Below are 19,515 nucleotides of genomic sequence, written 5' to 3'. Positions count from 1 at the left end.
ATGCACAACGGACACGACCCCGAACGCGCACGCCGCGCCTTGTGGATCCTCGACGCCGGAGCGGAGCGCGCTGAATGGGTGCGCGCCGCAATGGCAGCGAAGGCCGCCGGCCTGCAATTCGATGACTTCGAGCAGTGGAGCGCGACCGCCGGGAACTACGCCGGGAAGGCTGATTGCGCCGCAGTGTGGAGAAGCATCAAGGAGGACGGAGGCATTCAAGCCGGCACCCTCTTTTCAATGGCGAAGGCGGCCGGCTGGCAGGAACACAACGGCCCGCAACACCGACCGCACCAGACGCGCCAGAAGCCCGCACAAGCCCCGCAGCGCCCCGAGCAAGGCAAGCGCCCGCCCTTCGATGTGGAAAGCGCATGGAAGGCCGGAGAGCCTGCGACAGAGGCGCACCCGTACATCATCAAGAAGGAAGGCAACCCCGCCGGCCTGCGCGTGTATCGAGGCCCGGAGCGCATCGCCGGGCAAGCCCTCGACGGTGCGCTGATGGTTCCGGCTTATGACATGGCCGGCAAGCTGCAAACGGTGCAGTTCATCCCGAGCGAGGGCAAGAAGCTGAACGCGCCCGGCCGCCCGGTGGCCGGTGCTTTCGTGGTGGGGCGAATCACGCCGCCGGGCGAAGGGCCGAGCATCGCCGTGTGCGAGGGCATCGGGCAGGCATGGAGCTGCAACGCCGCCGCCGGCATGCCTGCCGTGGTGGCCTTCGGTGCCGGCCGCATGGAGCAGGTAGCCCGCGCGTTTCAGGCCCGCTATCCGGCCGCCCGGCTGGTGCTGATTGCCGACGCCGGCAAGGAGGACCACTGCGCACGCATCGCAAGGGATATTGAATGCACCTGGGTGGAAATGCCCGCCGACAGTCCGCAGAACTTCGACGCGAACGACATGCATCAGAGGGACGGCCTCGACGCCCTGGCCGAACTGCTGCGCAACCCGAAAGCGCCGCCGCAACGGTTCCGCCTGATGACCGCCGACGAACTCGCCGCCCTTCCGCCTGTGCGCTGGCGCGTGCGTGGTGTGCTGCCACAAGAGGGCATCGCCGCAATCTACGGCCCGCCCGGTTCCGGTAAGAGCTTCCTAGCCCTCGACGTGCTTGCCGCCATTGCGACCGGCCGGCCGTGGTTTGGCTATCGAGTGCAGTCCGCGCCTGTGCTGTACATCGCCCTTGAGGGCGAAGCCGGCATTGCGCAACGAGTGCAAGCGCACCAGACCCGACACGGTGGAGCAGAACGCATGCGCTTCCTTGCCGCGCCCCTCGACGTGCGCAAGCCGACAGACCGCGCCGACATCGTGCGAGCCGCAAAGGCCGCCGGGCTGGCCGGTGGCGTGCTGTGTATCGACACCCTGGCCGCTTCCGCGCCGGGAATGGACGAGAACACGAGCGCCGACATGGGCGAAGTAATCGCCGGCCTGAAAGCCCTGCAAACCGAGCTTGGCGGGCTGGTGCTTGCCGTACATCACTCGGGGAAGGACCAGACCCGAGGCATGCGAGGCCATTCAAGCCTATTGGGTGCGCTTGATGCCGTAATCGAGGTGAGCCGCAACGACGACCGCCGGGAATGGCGAACCGCCAAGAGCAAGGACGGTGCAGACGGAGACGCGCACCCCTTCCGCCTCGACGTGGTGGAACTTGGCACCGACAGCGACGGAGAGCCGCTTACATCGTGCGCAATCGAGCCGACGGAGCGCCCCGCCGAAGGCATCCGCCGCGCCGCCCTGCCCGGTGGAGGTAATCAACGGCTGGCATATGACGCCATCGCCGCCGCGCTGAAGGACGTGCGCGCCTATGGGAAGGCATCGGCCCCGCCCGGCCGCCCCTGCATCGAACTGGAGGCCGCAGTAACCGCCGCCGCCGCTGCGCTTCCGTGCGAGCAGAAGCGCCGCCGGGAACGCGCACAACAAGCCGTTACCGGACTGGTGGGCCGGGGAAACCTGAAGCACCAGGAGGGCTGGTTGTGGCTTCCGTGACTTTCCCGAAATTCCCGAAACGGGAAAAAACAGGAGCGCCGGGGTTTCCCGTTTTTCCCGCGCCCCCTTTATGGGGGCGGGAACAGCGGGAAGGAAAAAACGGGAACCCGACAGACCGCAGCAGAGAGCCAAACCGCCCCCCTTTTCTGGAGCCCTGAACGATGAGCCTGAGCCTTTTCCGAGCAGTGCAAGCCGCCCGCCTTCTGCTGGAGGAAGGGCACCCCCTGGCGCGAGCTTCAACCGTGGCCGCCGCTGAATTTGGCGTGAGCCCCGAGGCAGTGGCACGCCTTGCCGACGAAGCGCACCAAGCATGCAACGCCGCCCGCGCACGACGAACCCAAACCGCCCGGCCGCTGGTGGCCTGCGCGAACTGGTGAAAAACCTTTAAACGCGGGCGCTTTTTATCCTATGTGTTAAACTCGCGGCCAATGCCGCGATGCAAAAACATCCGGCAGGCGCCGAGTGATTTTCTCGGGCTGGACAACAGAGCGATTCTGACCCTGCCAGCGAAAAGACACCCAATTGCTGACACCTGCGTGATGCTTGCGATGCGATGGATTAGGCGATTCATCCAACATTTGAAAGGCATCATCATGTCCACCACCGTTATTCAAGAAGTCCAGGAGGGCATCAAGGCCCTGCAATCCAAGCTCTCCGCAGAAATCAAAGCTGCCAAGGCAGAGCAAGACGCAAAGATTGACGCGGCACTGACCGACCTCGCGCAAGGCGGCGTCACCATGAAGTCCATGCCCGGCGGCACTGCTGACAATCTCGGGGCGCAGGTGGCGACGCAGTTCGAAGCCAACCGCGAGCTGTTCGGCAAAACCAAATCCCTGCGCCTGGAAATCAAAGCCGCCGCCGACCCTGTGAGCACCGCATCGGGCCGCAGCATCATCGCGGGCGGCGTGGGTGCCATTGAAGGCGGCATCATTGGCCTGCAAAACGCCATGCCATCGCGCCGCGTGGCAAGCACTTCAGTTGTTGAGTATTCGCGGTTTACCGGCACGCAAGGCGCGGCAGCGGTTCAAGCTGGCGAAGGCGCTGCGAAGGCTGCAATCCGTCCTGACCACACCATCATCACGCAAAGCGCGTTGACGATTGCGGGTTACTGCAAGATGTCGAAACAAGCCCTGGCAGACAGCGAGGAACTGAAGCGCGCCGTCAATATCACCTTGATGCGCAGCGTTGGCAGCGCCCTTGATGCAGCGCTGTTTGACGGCAACATCACGCCCGCATGGGCTGGGTTCGGCGCGCTGGCGACGGGATTCAGCACGAGCACTTACCCCGCATTGGTTGACAGCATTTCCGCCGCAGCGGCTGACATGCAGGGCGATGGCTTTGTGCCCGATGTGGTTTGCATGAGTCCGGCGGCGTGGCTGGGCATTTGCACGGCAACCGGCACCTTGAATGACCACTATTTGAGCGGCAGCTACCTGGGCGCGATTGAGCCGAACCTGCGCGGCTTGCGTGTGGTGCTGAGTCCCAGCGTGACAGCCGGTTCAGCGATGGTGCTGGATTCGAGCCATTGCGAGCTTATCGTGGCCGATGGTTTCAGCATCGAGGTCGGCTACAGCGGCGACGATTTCACCAAGAACCTCGTGACGGTTTTGGGCGAACTTCGCGTGATTCCGATTTTCCGCACTGCGGGTTCTGCGCTGGTCGTGAGCTAAGCGACAAAGAATTGCGGGGGTTAGGTTTCACCCCTGAAAGTGGCCCGTCGAGCCATCGCAATAAATCGACCGTCGGCAGCATTTGTGGTGAGTGCGTGGCCGACACCTTCACACCCCAAGGGGCCATTCCAGAATGGAGGGCGACCCCACTGGGAACCGTCCGGTAAGCCTTTCAACCATAAACGCATCCAAAAACGGTCACATGCTCGGAGGAACCCGACGATGCCGGAGAATTGCAGAGTCTGCGGAAAGCCCCTAGAGCAGCCTGAGACAGGCCGCAAGCGCCTTTACTGTGGGGTGGCCTGCCGACGCAAGCAAGAAGCCGCCCTAGACCGCATACGCGCCGCCCTGGCGCATGTGGAGGGCATGATTGCACGGTACCAAGCGCACCCGAGCGCATGGGGAGCGCGAACGCTTCCGCTGCTGGAACCGAAGCGCGACCGACTGGCGCGAGAGCTTGCGAGGCTGACGGGGTAGGGGCGGGTGAAAAGTCTAGAAGGTGCCGACCGAAGAAACCGCGCCCATTCGCACGCGCAGAAAAAACCCCCGTTTTCAAAAACAATCAAACTGAACCTGTCCGATAGCCTTGCGCTATGCAGGTTTCGCCCGTTTTGATTCCCGCGAAAATCAGCAAACGACCTCGACGCGCACCCGGCCCGGACTGAACCCGCACCCCTGCGAACTGAACCGCCCCCGAGGCGGTTTTTCTTCGCCTGCCGTCCGTGGTGGCCTAGCCGCAACGCTGCGTCGCACAATGACAGTAGCAACCACAAGCAAGAAACGCCGCATCACCAGCCCTGCAATGCACGCGAAGCGACGGCATGACCATTGCTTTCGCTTCTGGCGTGTTGCATTGCGCCAAGGGCACCGCGCACCAGAGGCCGCACAAGCCGCTGAAGCGCCCGGCAAGGGCAGAGCATCACCCCGGCCTGCTGCGCCTGCTGTGGCCGTTCCTGGCGCGCCTGAAGGGCATTCCCGGCGGCCGCCTGCCGCCAAAAATCACGAGGAACCGAGCGCGCGAACCGCATGGACCCCCTTCCTTCACCGCTAACCGCGAAAAACGACGAGGCCGGCCGCGTGGTGCTGACCTCGCGCTGGCGCTTACATAGCGCTTACACGACCCAAGAAAAGCAAAACGCCAGCCCCGAAGGACTGGCGCAAGTGCTTGATTCTGCTGGTGGGCCCTGCGGGATTCGAACCCGCAACCAAAGGATTATGAGTCCTCTGCTCTAACCGTTGAGCTAAAGGCCCGGCAAATCCTTACTGGTCGCTGTCGAGGAAGCTGCGCAGCTTCTCGGAGCGGCTCGGGTGACGCAGCTTGCGCAGGGCCTTCGCTTCGATCTGGCGGATGCGCTCGCGGGTGACGTCGAACTGCTTGCCGACCTCTTCCAGCGTGTGGTCGGTGTTCATCTCGATGCCGAAGCGCATGCGCAGCACCTTCGCCTCGCGCGGGGTGAGCGAGTCGAGCACTTCGCCGGTAGCGTCGCGCAGTCCGGTGTACACCGCGGCCTCGGCCGGCGCCAGGGTGGCGGTGTCCTCGATGAAGTCGCCCAGGTGGGAGTCGTCGTCGTCGCCGATCGGCGTCTCCATGGAGATCGGCTCCTTGGAGATCTTCATGATCTTGCGGATCTTCTCCTCGGGCATCTCCATTTTCTCGGCCAGGGTCGCGGGATCGGGCTCGAGGCCGGTCTCCTGCAGGATCTGGCGGCTGATGCGGTTCATCTTGTTGATCGTCTCGATCATATGCACCGGGATGCGGATAGTGCGTGCCTGGTCGGCGATCGAGCGCGTGATCGCCTGGCGGATCCACCAGGTAGCGTAGGTCGAGAACTTGTAGCCGCGGCGGTATTCGAACTTATCGACCGCCTTCATCAGGCCGATGTTGCCTTCCTGGATGAGGTCGAGGAACTGCAGGCCCCGGTTGGTGTACTTCTTGGCGATCGAGATCACCAGGCGCAGGTTGGCCTCGGTCATTTCCCGTTTGGCGCGGCGCATCTTTGCCTCGCCGGTCGACATCTGGCGGTTGATGTCCTTCAGGTCCTTCAGCGTGATGCCGAGCCTGTCCTGCAGCTCGAGCAGCTTCTGCTGTTCTTCCAGGATCGAGGGGGCGACGCGCGACAGGCCTTCGACGTAGGCCTTGTTGCCGGCCAGTTCGGCCTCGAGCCAGGCGGAGTCGGTCTCGTGGCCGGGGTAGATCTTGATGAAGTGCTGGCGCGGCATGCCGGCGCGGTCGACGCACAACTGCAGGATGTGGCGTTCGTGGCCGCGCACCTGATCCACCATCTGGCGCACCGAGTCGCACAGGCGCTCGATGGTCTTGGCGGTGAAGCGGATGTTCAGGAGCTGGTCGGAGATCGCCTGCTGCAGCGCGAGGTAGTTCAGGTCGGACGAGCCCCTGGCTTCGAGCGCGGCCATCATCTTCTGCTGCAGTTCGCGGATCCCCTCGAAGCGGGCGAGGGCATCGGTCTTGAGCTGGAGCAGCGACTGGGCCGCGGCCCGCTCGGCCTTGGCGCCCTCATCCTCCTCGTCCTCGTCCTCCTCTTCGGAGTCGCCGTCGGCGTCGTCGGATTCCTCCTCCGCGTCCGCGTCCTCCTGCGCCTCGTCATCCTCCTGCGCCGCCGCTTCGTCCGCGGCGTTGGGATCGATCAGGCCGTCGATCAACTCGTCGATGCGCATCTCGTCGCGGGCGATCCTGTCGGCACTCTCGAGCATCTCGGCGATCGTCGTCGGGCAGGCGGAGATCGCCTGTACCATGTGCTTGAGGCCGTCCTCGATGCGCTTCGCGATCTCGATCTCGCCCTCGCGGGTCAGCAGCTCGACCGTGCCCATCTCGCGCATGTACATGCGCACCGGGTCGGTGGTGCGGCCGAAGTCGGCGTCGACCGACGACAGGGCCTGTTCCGCCTCTTCCTCGGCGACGTCCTCGTCGACCGAGCTGGCGACGTTGTCGGACATGAGCAGGTCGTCCGCCGCGGGCGCGACGTCGTAGACCTGGATGCCCATGTTGTTGAAGGTCGCGATGATGCCTTCGATCTGTTCGGCATCGGCGACGTCGTCCGGCAGGTGATCGCTGATCTCGGCGTAGGTGAGATAGCCGCGGTCCTTGCCGAGCGTGATCAGGGTTTTCAGCCGCGTGCGCCGCACCTCGGCGTCGAGCGGACTGGCTGCCGGCGCTTCGATCAGCTGGGCAACCTTGTCCTTCGACTTGGAGGCGCGTCCCTTCGGACCGTCCTTGCGCGCATCCTTGGCTTTTTCGCGTGCCATGGCACTCCTCAAGTCAGAGCTTGGATTGGGGAAAAACGGAAAATTATACTATAGATCCGAGCCTTTAGCCGCGGAGGAGAGTTTGCTCTTCTCCACCAGCAGCTCGGCCATGCGGTGCCGGCCGCGGTTGTCGAGACCGTTTTCGCGCGAGCGTTGCATCAGCTCGGCAAGCTCGGCGCTGACATGGTCGATCTGCAATTTGCGCAGGATGTCCTCGAACAGGGGCTCTATCACCGCCTCGTCGAATTCGGCATCCACCAGCTCGGCCGCGATCCGTGACAGGGGCTCGCCGTGCGGCGTGTCGCGGAAGCGCTCGATCAGCGCGCCGAGGCCGCCGGCCGGCACCGGCTCGCCCAGGCTCAGCATGTCGATGATCGCGATCAGGGCGCGCCCTTCGGCGCTGTCGTCCGGGATCAGTCCCACCGGCAGGCGGGCGGCCAGGGCGGTGTGGGTGAGCACCAGACGCAGCAACGACTCGATCGCCGATGGCGGCTTGCGGCGCCCACCACGCACAGGTGCCCGGCGAGGCGTGAAATTCCCTGCGGGCGGTCGCCAACCCTCCTGGTGCGGCGGTGCCTTGCGTACGGCGCGCGATTGGCGCAAGCCCAAGGCGTCCTCGATCTCGGTCTGGGTCAGTTCGCTCGCTTCGGCAAGCATCTTCATTACCTGCAGCCGCAACAGGGGCGCGCCGATACGGGTCACCAGCGGACGTGCTTCATGCACCAGTCCGGCCCGCCCTTCGGCGGTATCGAGTGCATGCCGTGCCGAAAGTTCCTGGATCAGGAAATTGGCCAGCGAGGTCGCGCCGGCGGCGGCCTTGCGGAACGCTTCGGCGCCTTCGGCGCGCACGAAGGAGTCGGGATCGTGCTCGGCGGGCAGGAAGAGGAAGGCGAGGGTGGCGTCGTCGCGCAGCGCCTCCAGCGCGTTCTCCAGCGCGCGCCAGGCGGCGCGGCGGCCGGCGGCGTCGCCGTCGAAGCAGAACACGATGCGGTCGGTCTGGCGCAACAGGGCGAGCACGTGCTGCGGCGTGGTCGCCGTGCCGAGCGTGGCGACCGCGTTGGCGACGCCGAACTGGGCGAGCGCGACCACGTCCATGTAGCCCTCGACCACCACCACGTGGCCGGCGTCGCGGATCGCCTTCTGGGCGAGGAACAGGCCGTAGAGTTCGCGGCCCTTCTCGAACAGCGGGGTTTCCGGCGAGTTCAGGTACTTCGGCTCGCCGCCGTCCATGACCCGGCCGCCGAACGCGATGATGCGGCCGCGGCGGTCGTGGATCGGGAACACGATGCGGTTGCGGAAGCGGTCGTAGCGGCGGCCCTGGTCGTTGTCGATGACGAGGCCGGCCTCGGCGAGCGTCTTCGCCTGATAGTCGGGGAACACGCGCTGCAGCGCCTGCCATTCATCGGGGGCGAAGCCGAGGCCGAAGCGGGCGGCGATCTCGCCGCTGACCTCGCGCCGCTTCAGGTAGGCGACCGCCGCCGGGCCGTGCCGCAGCTGTTCCTTGTAGAAGCGGGCCGCTGCGGCCATTGCCTCGTAGAGGCGCTCGCGCGCGTCGGTTTCCGCCGGGCTCGCGTGGTGGCCGTCGTCGGGAACCTGCAGGCCGACCTGGCCGGCGAGTTCCTTCACGGCGTCGACGAAGCCGAGGCCGTTGTGTTCCATCAGGAAGCCGATCGCGCTGCCGTGCGCGCCGCAGCCGAAGCAGTGGTAGAACTGCTTGCTCGGGCTGACCGAGAACGAAGCCGACTTCTCGCCGTGGAAGGGGCAGCAGGCGAAGTAATTCGCACCGCTCTTCTTCAGCGGCAGGTGGCGTTCGATGACGTCGACGATGTCGACCCTCGACAGCAGTTCCTGGACGAAAGACTGTGGGATCATTCCGTGCGGAAAGCACGACGCCGGGCGGAAACCTCAGGGGTTTCCGCCCGGCGTTCAGGCATCCGGAAGAACCGGCTGCGGCGTGATCAGTAGAGCTTCGGCGGCAGCATCTGGCTGCGCAGGCGCTTGTGATTGCGCTTCACGGCAGCGGCCAGCTTGCGCTTGCGCTCGGCGGTGGGCTTTTCGTAGAACTCGCGGGCGCGGAGCTCGGTAAGCACACCGGTCTTCTCGATAGTGCGCTTGAAGCGGCGGATCGCAACTTCAAACGGCTCGTTTTCCTTGACGCGAATACCGGGCATTGCGTACTTCCTTGGGTGTCGGTGAGCAGAAAGACGGCGAATATAACCGAGCACACCCGCGATGGCAAGCCCCCGTATGCGCCCGGCGGCCGTCGCGGTTGCTAGAATGCTGCACCGAATCAAGCGGATGGAAGCAATGAAAGTACTGGGGATCGAGTCCTCCTGCGACGAGACCGGGGTCGCGGTGTACGACACCGACGCCGGCCTGCTCGCGCACTGCCTGCACTCGCAGATCGACCTGCACGCGGCCTACGGCGGCGTCGTGCCCGAGCTCGCCTCGCGCGACCACATCCGCCGCCTGCCGCTGCTGATCAGGCAGGCTCTCGCCGAGGCGGGCCTGGCCGTCGGCGAGCTCGACGCGGTCGCCTACACCGCCGGCCCCGGCCTGGCAGGCGCCCTGCTGGTGGGGGCGAGCGTGGCCGAGGCCTTCGCCCTGAGCCTCGGGGTGCCGGCGCTGCCGCTGCACCATCTCGAGGGCCATCTGCTGTCTCCGCTGCTGTCTGCCGACCCGCCCGCCTTTCCCTTCGTCGCCCTGCTGGTCTCGGGCGGGCACACCCAGCTCATGCGGGTGCGCGGGGTGGGCGATTACGCGCTGCTCGGCGAGTCGGTGGACGACGCCGCCGGCGAAGCCTTCGACAAGACCGCCAAGCTGCTCGGGCTCGGCTATCCGGGCGGGCCGCAGCTGGCGGCGCTGGCGGAGACGGGCGCGACCGGTCGATTCCGGCTGCCGCGGCCGATGTTGCGTTCGGGCGACCTCGACTTCAGCTTCAGCGGCCTCAAGACCGCGGTGCTCAACGTGGTGTCGGCGGACGACTGGAATCCCGCGGATGCGGCCGATCTCGCGGCGGACTTCCAGCAGGCGGTGGTCGACGTGCTGTGTGCGAAGTCGCTCGCGGCGTTGAAGAAGACCGGCCTCAACACCCTGGTGGTGGCGGGCGGCGTCGGCGCGAACCGCTGCCTGCGCGCAAACCTGGATGCGGCGCTCGCCGCGCGCGGCGGTCGGGTGCATTACCCCGAGCCGGCGCTGTGCACCGACAACGGGGCGATGATCGCCTTCGCCGGCGCGCTGCGGCTCGCGGCCGGGGAACGCCGTCTGTCGCCGCCGGCGGTGCGCATCCGGCCGCGCTGGCCGCTGATGGAACTGCGCCCGCCGCTGGCTGCGGCCGACTGAGCGCTCAGGACTTCTTCGCGCCGATCCTGCCTTCGGTGCCTGCCTTCAGGCGCCGGATGTTCTCCGCGTGGCGCCAGAACAGGATCGCACTCATCGCCAGCAGCGCCAGCACCGCCGGCACCGGGCCGAGGAAGATCAGGCCGGCGACCGGCGCGAGCGCCGCTGCGGACAGCGCGGCGACCGAGGAGTAGCGGGTGGTGTAGGCGACCGCCAGCCAGACGATCGCGCAGAAGATCGCGATCCGGGGCTCCACGCCGGCGAGCACGCCGATCGCGGTGGCGACGCCCTTGCCGCCGTTGAAGCGCAGGAAGAAGCTGAAGACATGGCCAAGGAAGGCGGCGAGGCCGGCAAAGGCAGCCTCGGATGGGCCGAAGCCGAAGCGGGTCGCGGCCCACACCGCGAGCCAGCCCTTGAACGCATCGCCGAGCAGGGTCAGCGCTGCAGCCCCCTTGTTGCCGCTGCGCAGCACGTTGGTCGCGCCCGGGTTGCCGGAGCCATAGGCGCGCGGGTCCTGCAGGCCGAACAGCTTGCTGACGACGATTGCGAAGGGAATCGAGCCGACGAGATAGGCGGCGAGAAGCAGGAGCAGCAGGGACATCGTTTCTCCCCGGCCCCGGCATGCGGGGCCGATCAAGGCCAGTGCGCGGACCGGATCGGGCCGAGAAGCCTGCGGGTGTGTCCCGCATCCGCGCTAGAATCGCGTCGATTCTAATCGGGAAACAGCATGGATTTCATCTTCATCGAGGAATTGCGCGTCCACGCGAGGGTCGGCATCTATCCGCGCGAGCGGCAGGCGGCGCAGTTGCTCGAACTCAACCTGACTTTCGGCGTCCCCGATGCCGCCGCCCGGCGCGACGACATTGCCGACACCATCGATTATTCGAAGGTGATCCAGCGGATTTGCGCCGAGCTCGAGGCGCGCCATTTCAACCTCATCGAAACGCTCGGCGAATTCGTCGTGAACATGCTGTTCGAGGAATTCGGCGCGCCCTGGGTGAAGATCCGCATCGCCAAGATCGGCGTGATGAAAGGGGTGAAACGCGTCGGCGTGTTCATCCAGCGCAGCCGCGAGGGCGTATTGCTGCCCGACGCGGAAGGCTGATTGCGGCGCCCGGCAGCCAGTCGGGCGCTCCGGCGCAAATGAAAACGCCGGCCCGCGGCCGGCGATTCGTTCTTTGACGGCGCGATTCAGACTGCCAGTTCGTCGAGCGACTTGCCGCTGGCGATCCAGTCGAGCGCCCATTGCGGTTTGCGGCCACGGCCGCTCCAGCCCTGTTCCGGATTGGCCGGATTGCGGTACTTGACCACCGGCGCCGGCTTGTCCTTTTTCGCCGCGGCGCGCGGGCCGACCTTTTTGGCTGCGGGTTTCTCCGCTTCGACGGTGCTCTCGATCAGATCGTCGAGGGAGAGGCCTTCGTCGGCGGCCATTTTCTGCACTTTCTTCAGCAGAGCGCGGCGGGCCGTGTCGCTGCGGCGGCGAATCTCGGTTTCGACTTTGGATTGCAGGCGGCGCAGCTCGACGAGCGACAAGGTGGACAGGCTGGGAATATCCATGATTTCTCCGTAATTGAGGCCGCGTGGAGCGACCGGGTCCTTGTGTATCCTACGAATTACGGGCCAATTACGATGGTTCGCAATGGTGCGGGCTCGACGAATCCGATTCTGCCACCAATTGCGCGTGAAATGAATTCGATTGTCGCGGAGATCAAAAAAATCATTCCTTATTGCCCGACCTCGACGAGCGTGGGATTGAGCGCGCGCAGCAGGTCGTGCGCGTGAATGCCGACCAGGAATCCGCGGCGACCGCCATTGATATAGATCAGCGGCAGGTCGAGGATGGTCCTTTCGAGGTAGACCGGCAGGCGCTTGCGGGTGCCGAACGGCGTGGTGCCGCCCACCAGATAGCCGGTGTGGCGATTGGCGACCTCCGGTTTGCAGGGCTCCACCTTCTTGCAGCCGATCTGGCGGGCGAGTTCCTTGGTGGATACCTTGCGATCACCGTGCATCAGCACGATCAGCGGATGGGCGTTTTCATCCTCCATTACCAGGGTCTTCACCACCGCATGCTCACTGACGTTCAATTCGCGCGAGGAAACCTTGGTACCACCGTGCTCTTCGTATTCGTAGAGGTGGGTCGAGAAAGCGATATGGTTCTGGCGCAGGAAGCGGGTGGCGGGGGTTTCCGGAGCGTGGCGTTCGGTCTGGCTCATGATGGCCTCGTGTGCATTGTTTCAGGCGCGTGGGTGATGTTCGCCATGCAACTTCTTCAGGCGCTCGCGCGCGACATGGGTATAGACCTGGGTCGTCGAAATGTCCGCATGCCCGAGCAGCATCTGCACCACACGCAGGTCGGCGCCGTGATTGAGCAGGTGGGTGGCGAATGCATGGCGCAGGGTGTGGGGTGAAATGCGCTCGGGCGCAATTCCGGCAGTGAGGGCGTGCGTCTTGATGATGCGCCAGAACATCTGTCTTGTCATTCCGGCGCCGAGCCGGGTAATGAAAACCTCGTCGCAATTGCGCCCCGCGAGCAATTGCGGCCGGGCCTCGCGCATATAGGCCTGGATCCAGTCCGCGGCGATTTCTCCGAGCGGGACCAGTCGTTCCTTGCCGCCCTTGCCGATAATTCTCACCAGTCCCTGGTCGAGACTGACGGCGAAAGTCTTCAGGCCGACGAGTTCCGATACGCGCAGGCCGGCGGCGTAGAGCACCTCGAGCATGCAGCGGTCGCGCAGGCCCAGCGGGCTGCCGGTGTCGGGGGCGGTGAGCAGGGCCTCGACCTGGGTCTCGCTCAGGGTGCGCGGGAAGCGCTGGGCGGGCATTGGCGGGTCGAGGAAGAGGGTCGGATCCTCGGCGATCTGCTGGTGCGTGAGCAGGTGGCGGAAGTAGCGCCGCCAGGCCGACAGCAGGCGACGCTGGCTCGCCGGCCGGGCGCGGCGTGCGAACTCGGCGAGGTAGGCGGCGAGGTCGGCAGCGGTGGCGTCGCGCAGGCCGCCGCCGCGCGGCTCGAGCCAGCGGGCGAAGAGCGCGAGGTCGCTGCGATAGCCGGCCAGCGTGTTGCGCGACAGGCCGTGTTCGAGCCAGAGCGAGTCGGTGAAGGCGTCGAGTTCGGCGCGGGTGGCGGCCGCGAGCGCGTCCTCGGCGCGTGCAGCGACGCTCATCGGCGGGCTTCGTGGGCGAGCAGCCAGCGCTTGGCCTCGAGCAGCCAGCCGTCGCGCGCATTGGCGAAGCCGCCGATGCCGGTGGCGGCGGTGACGCGGTGGCAGGGCACGACGAGCGGGAAGGGGTTCGCGCCACAGGCCTGGCCGACCGCGCGTGCGGCGCTGCCGAGGGCGCGCGCGAGCTCGCCGTAGGTCTCGGTGCGGCCCGGCGGTATGGCCGAGATCGCCGCCCAGACCCGGCGCTGGAAGGGTGTGCCGGAATCGGCCAGTGGCAGGGTGAAGCGACGGGCGGGGTCGTCGACCCAGGCCAGCAAGGCCTCGGCGGCGCCGCGCGCGAGGGCGTCGACCGGCGCCCGCAGCGGGGTGCCGGGCGGCAGGAAGACCAGTTCGCTCAGGCGTGCGTCCGCGGTGCGGATGCCGAACGGGCCGAATGGCAGGGCGATGATGGCGGCGAAGCCCGCACCGGCGTGCGCCAGCGCGGTTTCGCCCCGCCGGGTGTCTGCCTCAGCGGCGGATCTCGCCATTGCCGAAGACGATCCACTTCTGGCTGGTCAGGCCCTCGAGGCCGACCGGACCGCGCGCGTGGATCTTGTCGGTGGAGATGCCGATCTCCGCGCCGAGCCCGTATTCGAAGCCGTCGGCGAAGCGGGTCGACGCGTTGATCATCACCGACGCGGAGTCGACCTCGCGCAGGAAGCGCATCGCGCTCGTGTAGTTCTCGGTGACGATCGCCTCGGTGTGGCCGGAGCTGTAGGTGTTGACGTGCGCGATCGCCGCGTCGAGGCCGTCGACCAGCTTCACCGCGATGATCGGTGCCAGGTACTCCTCGCGCCAGTCGGCGTCGGTAGCCGCGACCAGCTTGTCGGCGGCGACGCCCGCCTCGCGCAGCAGCGCGAGCGAGTCGGCGCAGCAGCGCATCTCCACCCCCCGGGCGGCGAGCATGCGGCCGATCTCGGGCAGGTAGATGTCGGCGACGTCACGCGCCACCAGCAAGGATTCGGCGGTGTTGCAGGTGCCGTAGCGCTGGGTCTTGGCATTCTCGACGATCGGCACCACCTTCGCGGGGTCGGCCTCGGCGTCGATATAGACGTGGCAGTTGCCGTCGAGATGCTTGATCACCGGCACCCGCGCCTCGGCCGAGATGCGCTCGATCAGGCCCTTGCCGCCGCGCGGGACGATGACGTCGACGAACTCGGGCATGGTGATCAGCGCGCCCACCGCGGCGCGGTCGGTGGTCTCGACCACCTGCACCGCGTGCTCGGGCAGGCCGGCTTCGAGCAGGCCGGCGCGCACACAGGCGGCGATCGCGCGATTGGCGTTGATCGCCTCGCGGCCGCCGCGCAGGATCGCGGCGTTGCCCGACTTCAGGCACAGCGCGGCGGCGTCGGCGGTGACGTTGGGACGGGCCTCGTAGATGATGCCGATGACGCCGAGCGGCACGCGCATCTTGCCGACCTGGATCCCCGAGGGGCGGCGCTTGACCTCATTGATCTCGCCCACCGGATCGGGCAGGGCGGCGATCTGCTCGAGGCCCTCGGCCATCGCCTCGATGCCCTTCGCGTCGAGCGTGAGGCGGTCGAGCAGCGCGGGCTCGAGGCCGGCGCGGCGGGCTTCCTCGAGGTCGGCCGCGTTGGCGGCGAGCAGGTCGTCGCGACGCGCGCGGATCTCGGTCGCCATCGCGCGCAGCGCAGTGTTCTTGGCTTCGGTGGATGCGGCGGCGAGCAGGCGCGAGGCGGCGCGAGCCTGCTGGCCGAGGGTCTGCATGTAGTTCTGGATGTCCATCGCGGTGTCGGCAGTGTCGGGCTAAACGGCAATTAAAGCACCGAACGCGGCGCAAGGGCTATGCGCGGCGGGCCAGGCGCAGCGCGAGCTGGAGGAATTCGTCCCAGACGTCACCCGGGGCGAGGCCCTTGATGATGCGGTCGATGCGCGCGGCGTGGAGCAGGGCGGCGGTGAGCGCGCCGAGCGGGAGACGGCTCAGCGCGTGGCCGAGCTGGCGCTTGCGGCGCTCGTCGAACACCCGCTCGCTCTTGTACAGCGCGGCCAGCGGCTGGCCGGCGTCCTGTCCCGCGCGCAGGCTGGCGAGGGTGCGCACCTCGTTGGCGAGCGCCCACAGCACCAGCGGCGGCGCAGCGCCTTCGCCGCGCAGGCCTTCGAGCAGGCGAGCGCAGCGGGCGGACTCGCCCTCCACCACCGCCTGGCGCAGGCCGTCGATGTCGTAGCGGGCGACGTCGAGCACCGCCTCCTGCACCTGTTCCAGGCTCAGCGCGCCTTCGCCGTGGAGCAGGCCGAGCTTGAGGATCTCCTGGTGGGCGGCGAGCAGGTTGCCCTCGACATGTTCGGCGATGAAGGCGAGCGCGTCGGGTGTGGCCGACTGTTTTTGCACTGCCAGCCGGCGCGCGATCCAGTCGGGCAGGCGCTCGCGCTCGGGGGCCTTCAGTTCGATGGTGTTGCCGGCATCGGTGAGGGTCCTGAACCAGGCGGTCTTGCGTGTCGCCCAGTCGAGCCCCGGCAGGGTCACCAGAGTCAGGGTCTGTTCGGGCAGGCGGGCGACGTAGCGCTGCAGCGCCTCGCCGCCGTCGCGCCCGGCTTTGCCGGTGGGGATGCGCAGGTCGATCAGCCTGGCGCCGCCGAACAGCGACAGGTTGCCGGCGGCGAGCGCCAGCGACTCCCACTTGAAGCCCTGACCGACGACCAGGGTTTCGCGCTCCTCGTAGCCCTGCTTGCGCGCCGCGGCGCGAATCGCATCGGCCGCCTCCAGCACCAGCAGCGGTTCGTCGCCGTGCAGCACCCAGAGCGGCGCCAGCGGCTTCGCGAGCTGGGCCGCGAGCTGGTCGGGACGCAGGTTCACCGCTGCTTCAGCCGCTGCGGCGGTAGGCGGAGAGCCGGCGCATCAGCTGCTGAACCAGGTCGTCCTGCATGTCGCGGTAGAGCATCTCCTCTTCCTGCGCCTTGCCGAGCACCGCGTCCTCGTCGAAGTTGTAGTCGCGCCGCGCCGACAGCGTGGTGGGCGGGATCAGTGTCTTGCCCGCCTTGTCGAGCAGCTGGAAGCGCAGGGACTGGTTGAGCTGGTACTCGCGCACCTTGCCGGCGCCGGTGAGGCTGAGGATCTCCCGGCCGCGTGCGTTGGCGAGGATCTGCAAGCGGGCTTCGGCCTCGGCCGGATCCTCGACCACGATCGTGCTGTCGCTGGTGGCGACCAGGCGGCGCAGCTGGGCGCCCAGCTCGGTCTGCGCGGGCACGCCGACGTGCAGGGTCGCGAACTCCATCCGCTGCGGACCGCGCAGGCGGAAGCCGCAGCCTCCGAGGGCCGTTGCGGCCGGCAGCAGCAGGCCGGTGAGCAGGAAGGCGCGGCGGGAGAGGGGCCGGGCGCGAGGCCGGAATAGGGGCATCGACTGACCTCAGGCGACGATGTTGACCAGGCGGCCGGGCACGACGACGACCTTCTTCGCCGGCTTGCCGTCCATGAACTTCTGCGCGGCTTCGTTGGCGAGCGCCGCCGCCTCGATGTCGGCCTTCGACGCGTCGGCGGCGACCCTGATGCTGCCGCGCAGCTTGCCGTTGACCTGCAGCATCAGCTCGACCTCGTCCTGCTTCAGGGCGTCCTCGCTGACCTCGGGCCAGCTTGCGGCGAGGATGTCGGTGCCGAGGCCGCAGTCCTGCCACAGGGCATGGCAGATGTGCGGGGTGATCGGCGACAGCAGGCGCAGCAGGATGGAGAAACCTTCCTCGGCCACTTCGGCGTGCGCCGCGGCGTCGCTGGCGGCGAGCTCCTTCTGCGCCTTCTCGAGCGCGTTGAGGATCTTCATCGCCGCCGACACCACGGTGTTGAACTGGTGCTTGCCGAAGTCGTAGGTGGCCTGCTTGAGGTGGGTATGGATGTCGCGACGCACGTCGGCCGCCGCGGCGGGCAGCGCGCCAGCCGCGAGCCGCCGCTCGGCCGGCAGCGCAGCGCGCGTCTCGGTGGTGAAGGCGTGGCCGTAGTTCCACACCCGGCGCAGGAAGCGCGAGGCGCCCTCGACGCCGGAGTCGGACCACTCGAGCTGCTGGTCGGGCGGCGAGGCGAAGATGATGAACAGGCGCGCGGTGTCGGCGCCGTACTGGTCGACGAGGAACTGCGGGTCGACGCCGTTGTTCTTCGATTTCGACATCTTCTCGGTGCCGCCGATGACCACCGGCAGGCCGTCGGATTCGAGCTTGGCGGCGACGATGCGGCCGCGCTCGTCACGCTCGACGACCACGTCGGCCGGGTTGATCCACTGCTTCTTGCCGCCCTCGAGGTCGCGGTAGTAGGTCTCGGCCACCACCATGCCCTGGGTCAGCAGCGCGCTGAAGGGCTCGGAGGCCTCGACCAGGCCGCAGTCGCGCATCGCGCGGGTGAAGAAGCGCGAATACAGCAGGTGCAGGATGGCGTGCTCGATGCCGCCGATGTACTGATCGACCGGCGCCCAGTAATCGACGCGCTGGTCCACCATCGCGTCCTTGTTGTCGGCGCAGGCGTAGCGCAGGAAGTACCAGGACGACTCGACGAAGGTGTCCATGGTGTCGGTTTCGCGCTTCGCCGGCTTGCCGCAGCTGGGGCAGCTGCACTCGTAGAACGCCGGCATACGGGCGAGCGGCGAGCCGCGCCCGGTGAGCTCGACGTTCTCGGGCAGCACCACCGGCAGTTGCGCGTCCGGCACCGGCACGTCGCCGCAGTCTGCGCAGTGGATCATCGGGATCGGGCAACCCCAGTAGCGCTGGCGCGAGATGCCCCAGTCGCGCAGGCGGTACTGCACGCGCTTGGCGCCCAGGCCCTTGGCGGCGAGGTCGGCGGCGATCGCATCGACCGCGCGCTGGAAATCGAGACCATCGTACTTGCCCGAATTGAGCAGGCGGCCGTAGCCGGCGTAGGCGTCCTGCCAGGGCGCGACGGTGTCGGCGTAGGCCTCGGAACCCACCACCATGCGGATCGGCAGCTCGTACTTGGTGGCGAAGGCGAAGTCGCGCTCGTCGTGCGCCGGCACCGCCATCACCGCGCCTTCGCCGTAGCCCATCAGCACGTAGTTGGCGACCCACACTTCCAGCGGTTCGCCGGTGAGCGGGTGGCGCACCTTGAGGCCGGTGGGCATGCCCTTCTTCTCCATCGTTGCGATGTCGGCCTCGGCGACGCCGCCGCGCTTGCACTCCTCGATGAACTCGGCGAGCGCCGGGTTGCTGGCCGCGGCCTGGGTGGCGAGCGGGTGCTCGGCGGCCACCGCGACGTAGGTCGCGCCCATCAGGGTGTCGGCGCGGGTGGTGAACACCTTCAGCACGCCCTCGTGGCCGATGCTGGAGAAGTCGAACGGGAAGCTGATCTCCACACCCTCGGAGCGGCCGATCCAGTTCTTCTGCATCAGCTTGACCTGCTCGGGCCAGTCCGGCAGATCGTCGAGCGCGGACAGCAGCTCGTCGGCGTAGGCGGTGATCTTCATGTAGTACATGGGGATCTCGCGCTTCTCGACGAGCGCGCCCGAGCGCCAGCCACGGCCGTCGATGACCTGCTCGTTGGCGAGCACGGTCTCATCGACCGGGTCCCAGTTGACCGTGCCGAGGCGCTTGTAGATCAGGCCCTTCCCGAACAGGCGGGTGAACAGCCACTGTTCCCAGCGGTAGTACTCCGGGGTGCAGGTGGCGAGCTCGCGCGACCAGTCGATGGCGAAGCCGAGGCGCTTGAGCTGCCCCTTCATGTACTCGATGTTGGCGTAGGTCCACTTGGCCGGCGGCACGTTGTTCTGGATCGCGGCGTTTTCGGCAGGCATGCCGAAGGCGTCCCAGCCCATCGGCTGCAGCACGTTGAAGCCCTTCATGCGGTGGAAGCGCGCGAGCACGTCGCCGATGGTGTAGTTGCGCACGTGCCCCATGTGCAGCTTGCCCGAGGGGTAGGGGAACATCGACAGGCAGTAGTACTTGGGCTTGTCCTTGTCCTCGCTGACGCGGAAGGCTTCGGTGGAGTCCCAGTGCTGCTGGGCGGCCGTTTCCACGGCGGCGGGCTGGTATTTGTCCTGCATGAGGGTGCGTGCGCGCTTCAAGACGTTGAAAGCGCGAAAGTATACCCCGAAGCGGGAGGGGCGATGCGGCCGCTGCAG

17 protein-coding genes and 1 tRNA gene are annotated in these 19,515 nt (G+C 67.1%); 5 read left to right on the top strand and 13 right to left on the bottom strand.

From position 1 onward, the window contains the following. From BB334_RS10145 to BB334_RS18190, 3 genes are all read left to right on the top strand, one after another. Positions 1–1,974, top strand: a complete 1,974-nt coding sequence (locus tag BB334_RS10145; RefSeq protein WP_068808114.1) for an AAA family ATPase — start codon at positions 1–3, stop codon at positions 1,972–1,974. A 593-nt stretch (positions 1,975–2,567) separates the two neighbouring features. Next, positions 2,568–3,644 carry a phage major capsid protein gene (locus tag BB334_RS10140; RefSeq protein ID WP_158014394.1) on the top strand — a complete coding sequence of 359 codons (1,077 nt, stop codon included), beginning with the start codon at positions 2,568–2,570 and terminating at the stop codon, positions 3,642–3,644. 821 nt (positions 3,645–4,465) lie between these two features. After that, positions 4,466–4,753 carry a hypothetical protein gene (locus BB334_RS18190; RefSeq protein ID WP_158014393.1) on the top strand — a complete coding sequence of 96 codons (288 nt, stop codon included), beginning with the start codon at positions 4,466–4,468 and terminating at the stop codon, positions 4,751–4,753. Positions 4,754–4,819: 66 nt separating this feature from the next. On the opposite strand, the gene BB334_RS10135 is transcribed toward BB334_RS18190, so the two are convergent. From BB334_RS10135 to rpsU, 4 genes are all read right to left on the bottom strand, one after another. Further along, a tRNA-Ile gene (locus BB334_RS10135) sits at positions 4,820–4,895 on the bottom strand. Between the two features lie 9 nt (positions 4,896–4,904). Beyond that, the gene (gene rpoD / locus BB334_RS10130) at positions 4,905–6,908 is read right to left on the bottom strand and encodes an RNA polymerase sigma factor RpoD (RefSeq protein ID WP_068808109.1); all 2,004 of its coding nucleotides are present in this window, start codon (positions 6,906–6,908) and stop codon (positions 4,905–4,907) included. Between the two features lie 48 nt (positions 6,909–6,956). Beyond that, positions 6,957–8,780 carry a DNA primase gene (gene dnaG, locus BB334_RS10125; RefSeq protein WP_068808107.1) on the bottom strand — a complete coding sequence of 608 codons (1,824 nt, stop codon included), beginning with the start codon at positions 8,778–8,780 and terminating at the stop codon, positions 6,957–6,959. A gap of 86 nt (positions 8,781–8,866) precedes the next feature. Beyond that, a complete protein-coding gene (gene rpsU / locus BB334_RS10120; RefSeq protein ID WP_068808106.1) occupies positions 8,867–9,079 on the bottom strand; it encodes a 30S ribosomal protein S21 in 213 nt (70 codons plus the stop codon). Between the two features lie 136 nt (positions 9,080–9,215). On the opposite strand from rpsU, the gene tsaD reads away from it, so the two are divergent. Beyond that, positions 9,216–10,250 carry a tRNA (adenosine(37)-N6)-threonylcarbamoyltransferase complex transferase subunit TsaD gene (gene tsaD, locus BB334_RS10115; RefSeq protein WP_068808105.1) on the top strand — a complete coding sequence of 345 codons (1,035 nt, stop codon included), beginning with the start codon at positions 9,216–9,218 and terminating at the stop codon, positions 10,248–10,250. Between the two features lie 4 nt (positions 10,251–10,254). On the opposite strand, the gene plsY is transcribed toward tsaD, so the two are convergent. Further along, positions 10,255–10,848, bottom strand: coding sequence for a glycerol-3-phosphate 1-O-acyltransferase PlsY (gene plsY, locus BB334_RS10110; RefSeq protein ID WP_068808104.1), 594 nt, complete (start codon positions 10,846–10,848; stop codon positions 10,255–10,257). 126 nt (positions 10,849–10,974) lie between these two features. Between plsY and BB334_RS10105 the strand changes: the two genes are divergently transcribed. Beyond that, positions 10,975–11,352 (top strand): dihydroneopterin aldolase, encoded by a 378-nt coding sequence (locus BB334_RS10105; protein WP_068808096.1) that lies wholly within the window; start codon positions 10,975–10,977, stop codon positions 11,350–11,352. A gap of 86 nt (positions 11,353–11,438) precedes the next feature. On the opposite strand, the gene BB334_RS10100 is transcribed toward BB334_RS10105, so the two are convergent. The 8 genes from BB334_RS10100 to leuS all read right to left on the bottom strand — a co-directional run bounded on the left by BB334_RS10100 (position 11,439) and on the right by leuS (position 19,437). Next, positions 11,439–11,804 (bottom strand): H-NS histone family protein, encoded by a 366-nt coding sequence (locus BB334_RS10100; protein WP_068808093.1) that lies wholly within the window; start codon positions 11,802–11,804, stop codon positions 11,439–11,441. Between the two features lie 167 nt (positions 11,805–11,971). Further along, on the bottom strand, positions 11,972–12,460 hold the full coding sequence (gene ybaK, locus BB334_RS10095; RefSeq protein WP_068808091.1) for a Cys-tRNA(Pro) deacylase: 489 nt from the start codon (positions 12,458–12,460) through the stop codon (positions 11,972–11,974). A 21-nt stretch (positions 12,461–12,481) separates the two neighbouring features. Then, a complete protein-coding gene (gene xerD / locus BB334_RS10090; RefSeq protein ID WP_068808088.1) occupies positions 12,482–13,408 on the bottom strand; it encodes a site-specific tyrosine recombinase XerD in 927 nt (308 codons plus the stop codon). Then, positions 13,405–13,932 carry a methylated-DNA--[protein]-cysteine S-methyltransferase gene (locus BB334_RS10085; RefSeq protein WP_083200381.1) on the bottom strand — a complete coding sequence of 176 codons (528 nt, stop codon included), beginning with the start codon at positions 13,930–13,932 and terminating at the stop codon, positions 13,405–13,407. Before BB334_RS10085 ends, xerD begins: the two co-directional genes overlap by 4 nt. Continuing rightward, positions 13,913–15,190 carry a glutamate-5-semialdehyde dehydrogenase gene (locus BB334_RS10080; RefSeq protein ID WP_068808086.1) on the bottom strand — a complete coding sequence of 426 codons (1,278 nt, stop codon included), beginning with the start codon at positions 15,188–15,190 and terminating at the stop codon, positions 13,913–13,915. Before BB334_RS10080 ends, BB334_RS10085 begins: the two co-directional genes overlap by 20 nt. A 58-nt stretch (positions 15,191–15,248) precedes the next feature. Beyond that, positions 15,249–16,259, bottom strand: coding sequence for a DNA polymerase III subunit delta (gene holA, locus BB334_RS10075; RefSeq protein ID WP_068808084.1), 1,011 nt, complete (start codon positions 16,257–16,259; stop codon positions 15,249–15,251). Between the two features lie 7 nt (positions 16,260–16,266). Continuing rightward, positions 16,267–16,800, bottom strand: a complete 534-nt coding sequence (locus tag BB334_RS10070) for an LPS-assembly lipoprotein LptE (RefSeq protein ID WP_068808082.1) — start codon at positions 16,798–16,800, stop codon at positions 16,267–16,269. Between the two features lie 9 nt (positions 16,801–16,809). Then, complete coding sequence (gene leuS / locus BB334_RS10065; RefSeq protein WP_068808080.1) at positions 16,810–19,437, bottom strand: leucine--tRNA ligase; 2,628 nt, start codon at positions 19,435–19,437, stop codon at positions 16,810–16,812. Between the last annotated feature and the right edge of the window lie 78 nt (positions 19,438–19,515).

Origin of the sequence: Thauera phenolivorans (genome assembly GCF_001696715.1) — a bacterium.
In the GTDB taxonomy this organism is placed as follows: domain Bacteria; phylum Pseudomonadota; class Gammaproteobacteria; order Burkholderiales; family Rhodocyclaceae; genus Thauera; species Thauera phenolivorans.
This window is presented reverse-complemented; position numbering and strand designations above follow the sequence as displayed.

Bases quoted from the DNA above. Each gene is read 5' to 3' on its own strand.
- BB334_RS10145 (WP_068808114.1), top strand. From the start codon at position 1: ATGCACAACGGACACGACCCCGAACGCGCACGCCGCGCCTTGTGGATC.
- BB334_RS10140 (WP_158014394.1), top strand. From the start codon at position 2,568: ATGTCCACCACCGTTATTCAAGAAGTCCAGGAGGGCATCAAGGCCCTG.
- BB334_RS18190 (WP_158014393.1), top strand. From the start codon at position 4,466: ATGACCATTGCTTTCGCTTCTGGCGTGTTGCATTGCGCCAAGGGCACC.
- rpoD (WP_068808109.1), bottom strand. From the start codon at position 6,908: ATGGCACGCGAAAAAGCCAAGGATGCGCGCAAGGACGGTCCGAAGGGA.
- dnaG (WP_068808107.1), bottom strand. From the start codon at position 8,780: ATGATCCCACAGTCTTTCGTCCAGGAACTGCTGTCGAGGGTCGACATC.
- rpsU (WP_068808106.1), bottom strand. From the start codon at position 9,079: ATGCCCGGTATTCGCGTCAAGGAAAACGAGCCGTTTGAAGTTGCGATC.
- tsaD (WP_068808105.1), top strand. From the start codon at position 9,216: ATGAAAGTACTGGGGATCGAGTCCTCCTGCGACGAGACCGGGGTCGCG.
- plsY (WP_068808104.1), bottom strand. From the start codon at position 10,848: ATGTCCCTGCTGCTCCTGCTTCTCGCCGCCTATCTCGTCGGCTCGATT.
- BB334_RS10105 (WP_068808096.1), top strand. From the start codon at position 10,975: ATGGATTTCATCTTCATCGAGGAATTGCGCGTCCACGCGAGGGTCGGC.
- BB334_RS10100 (WP_068808093.1), bottom strand. From the start codon at position 11,804: ATGGATATTCCCAGCCTGTCCACCTTGTCGCTCGTCGAGCTGCGCCGC.
- ybaK (WP_068808091.1), bottom strand. From the start codon at position 12,460: ATGAGCCAGACCGAACGCCACGCTCCGGAAACCCCCGCCACCCGCTTC.
- xerD (WP_068808088.1), bottom strand. From the start codon at position 13,408: ATGAGCGTCGCTGCACGCGCCGAGGACGCGCTCGCGGCCGCCACCCGC.
- BB334_RS10085 (WP_083200381.1), bottom strand. From the start codon at position 13,932: ATGGCGAGATCCGCCGCTGAGGCAGACACCCGGCGGGGCGAAACCGCG.
- BB334_RS10080 (WP_068808086.1), bottom strand. From the start codon at position 15,190: ATGGACATCCAGAACTACATGCAGACCCTCGGCCAGCAGGCTCGCGCC.
- BB334_RS10070 (WP_068808082.1), bottom strand. From the start codon at position 16,800: ATGCCCCTATTCCGGCCTCGCGCCCGGCCCCTCTCCCGCCGCGCCTTC.
- leuS (WP_068808080.1), bottom strand. From the start codon at position 19,437: ATGCAGGACAAATACCAGCCCGCCGCCGTGGAAACGGCCGCCCAGCAG.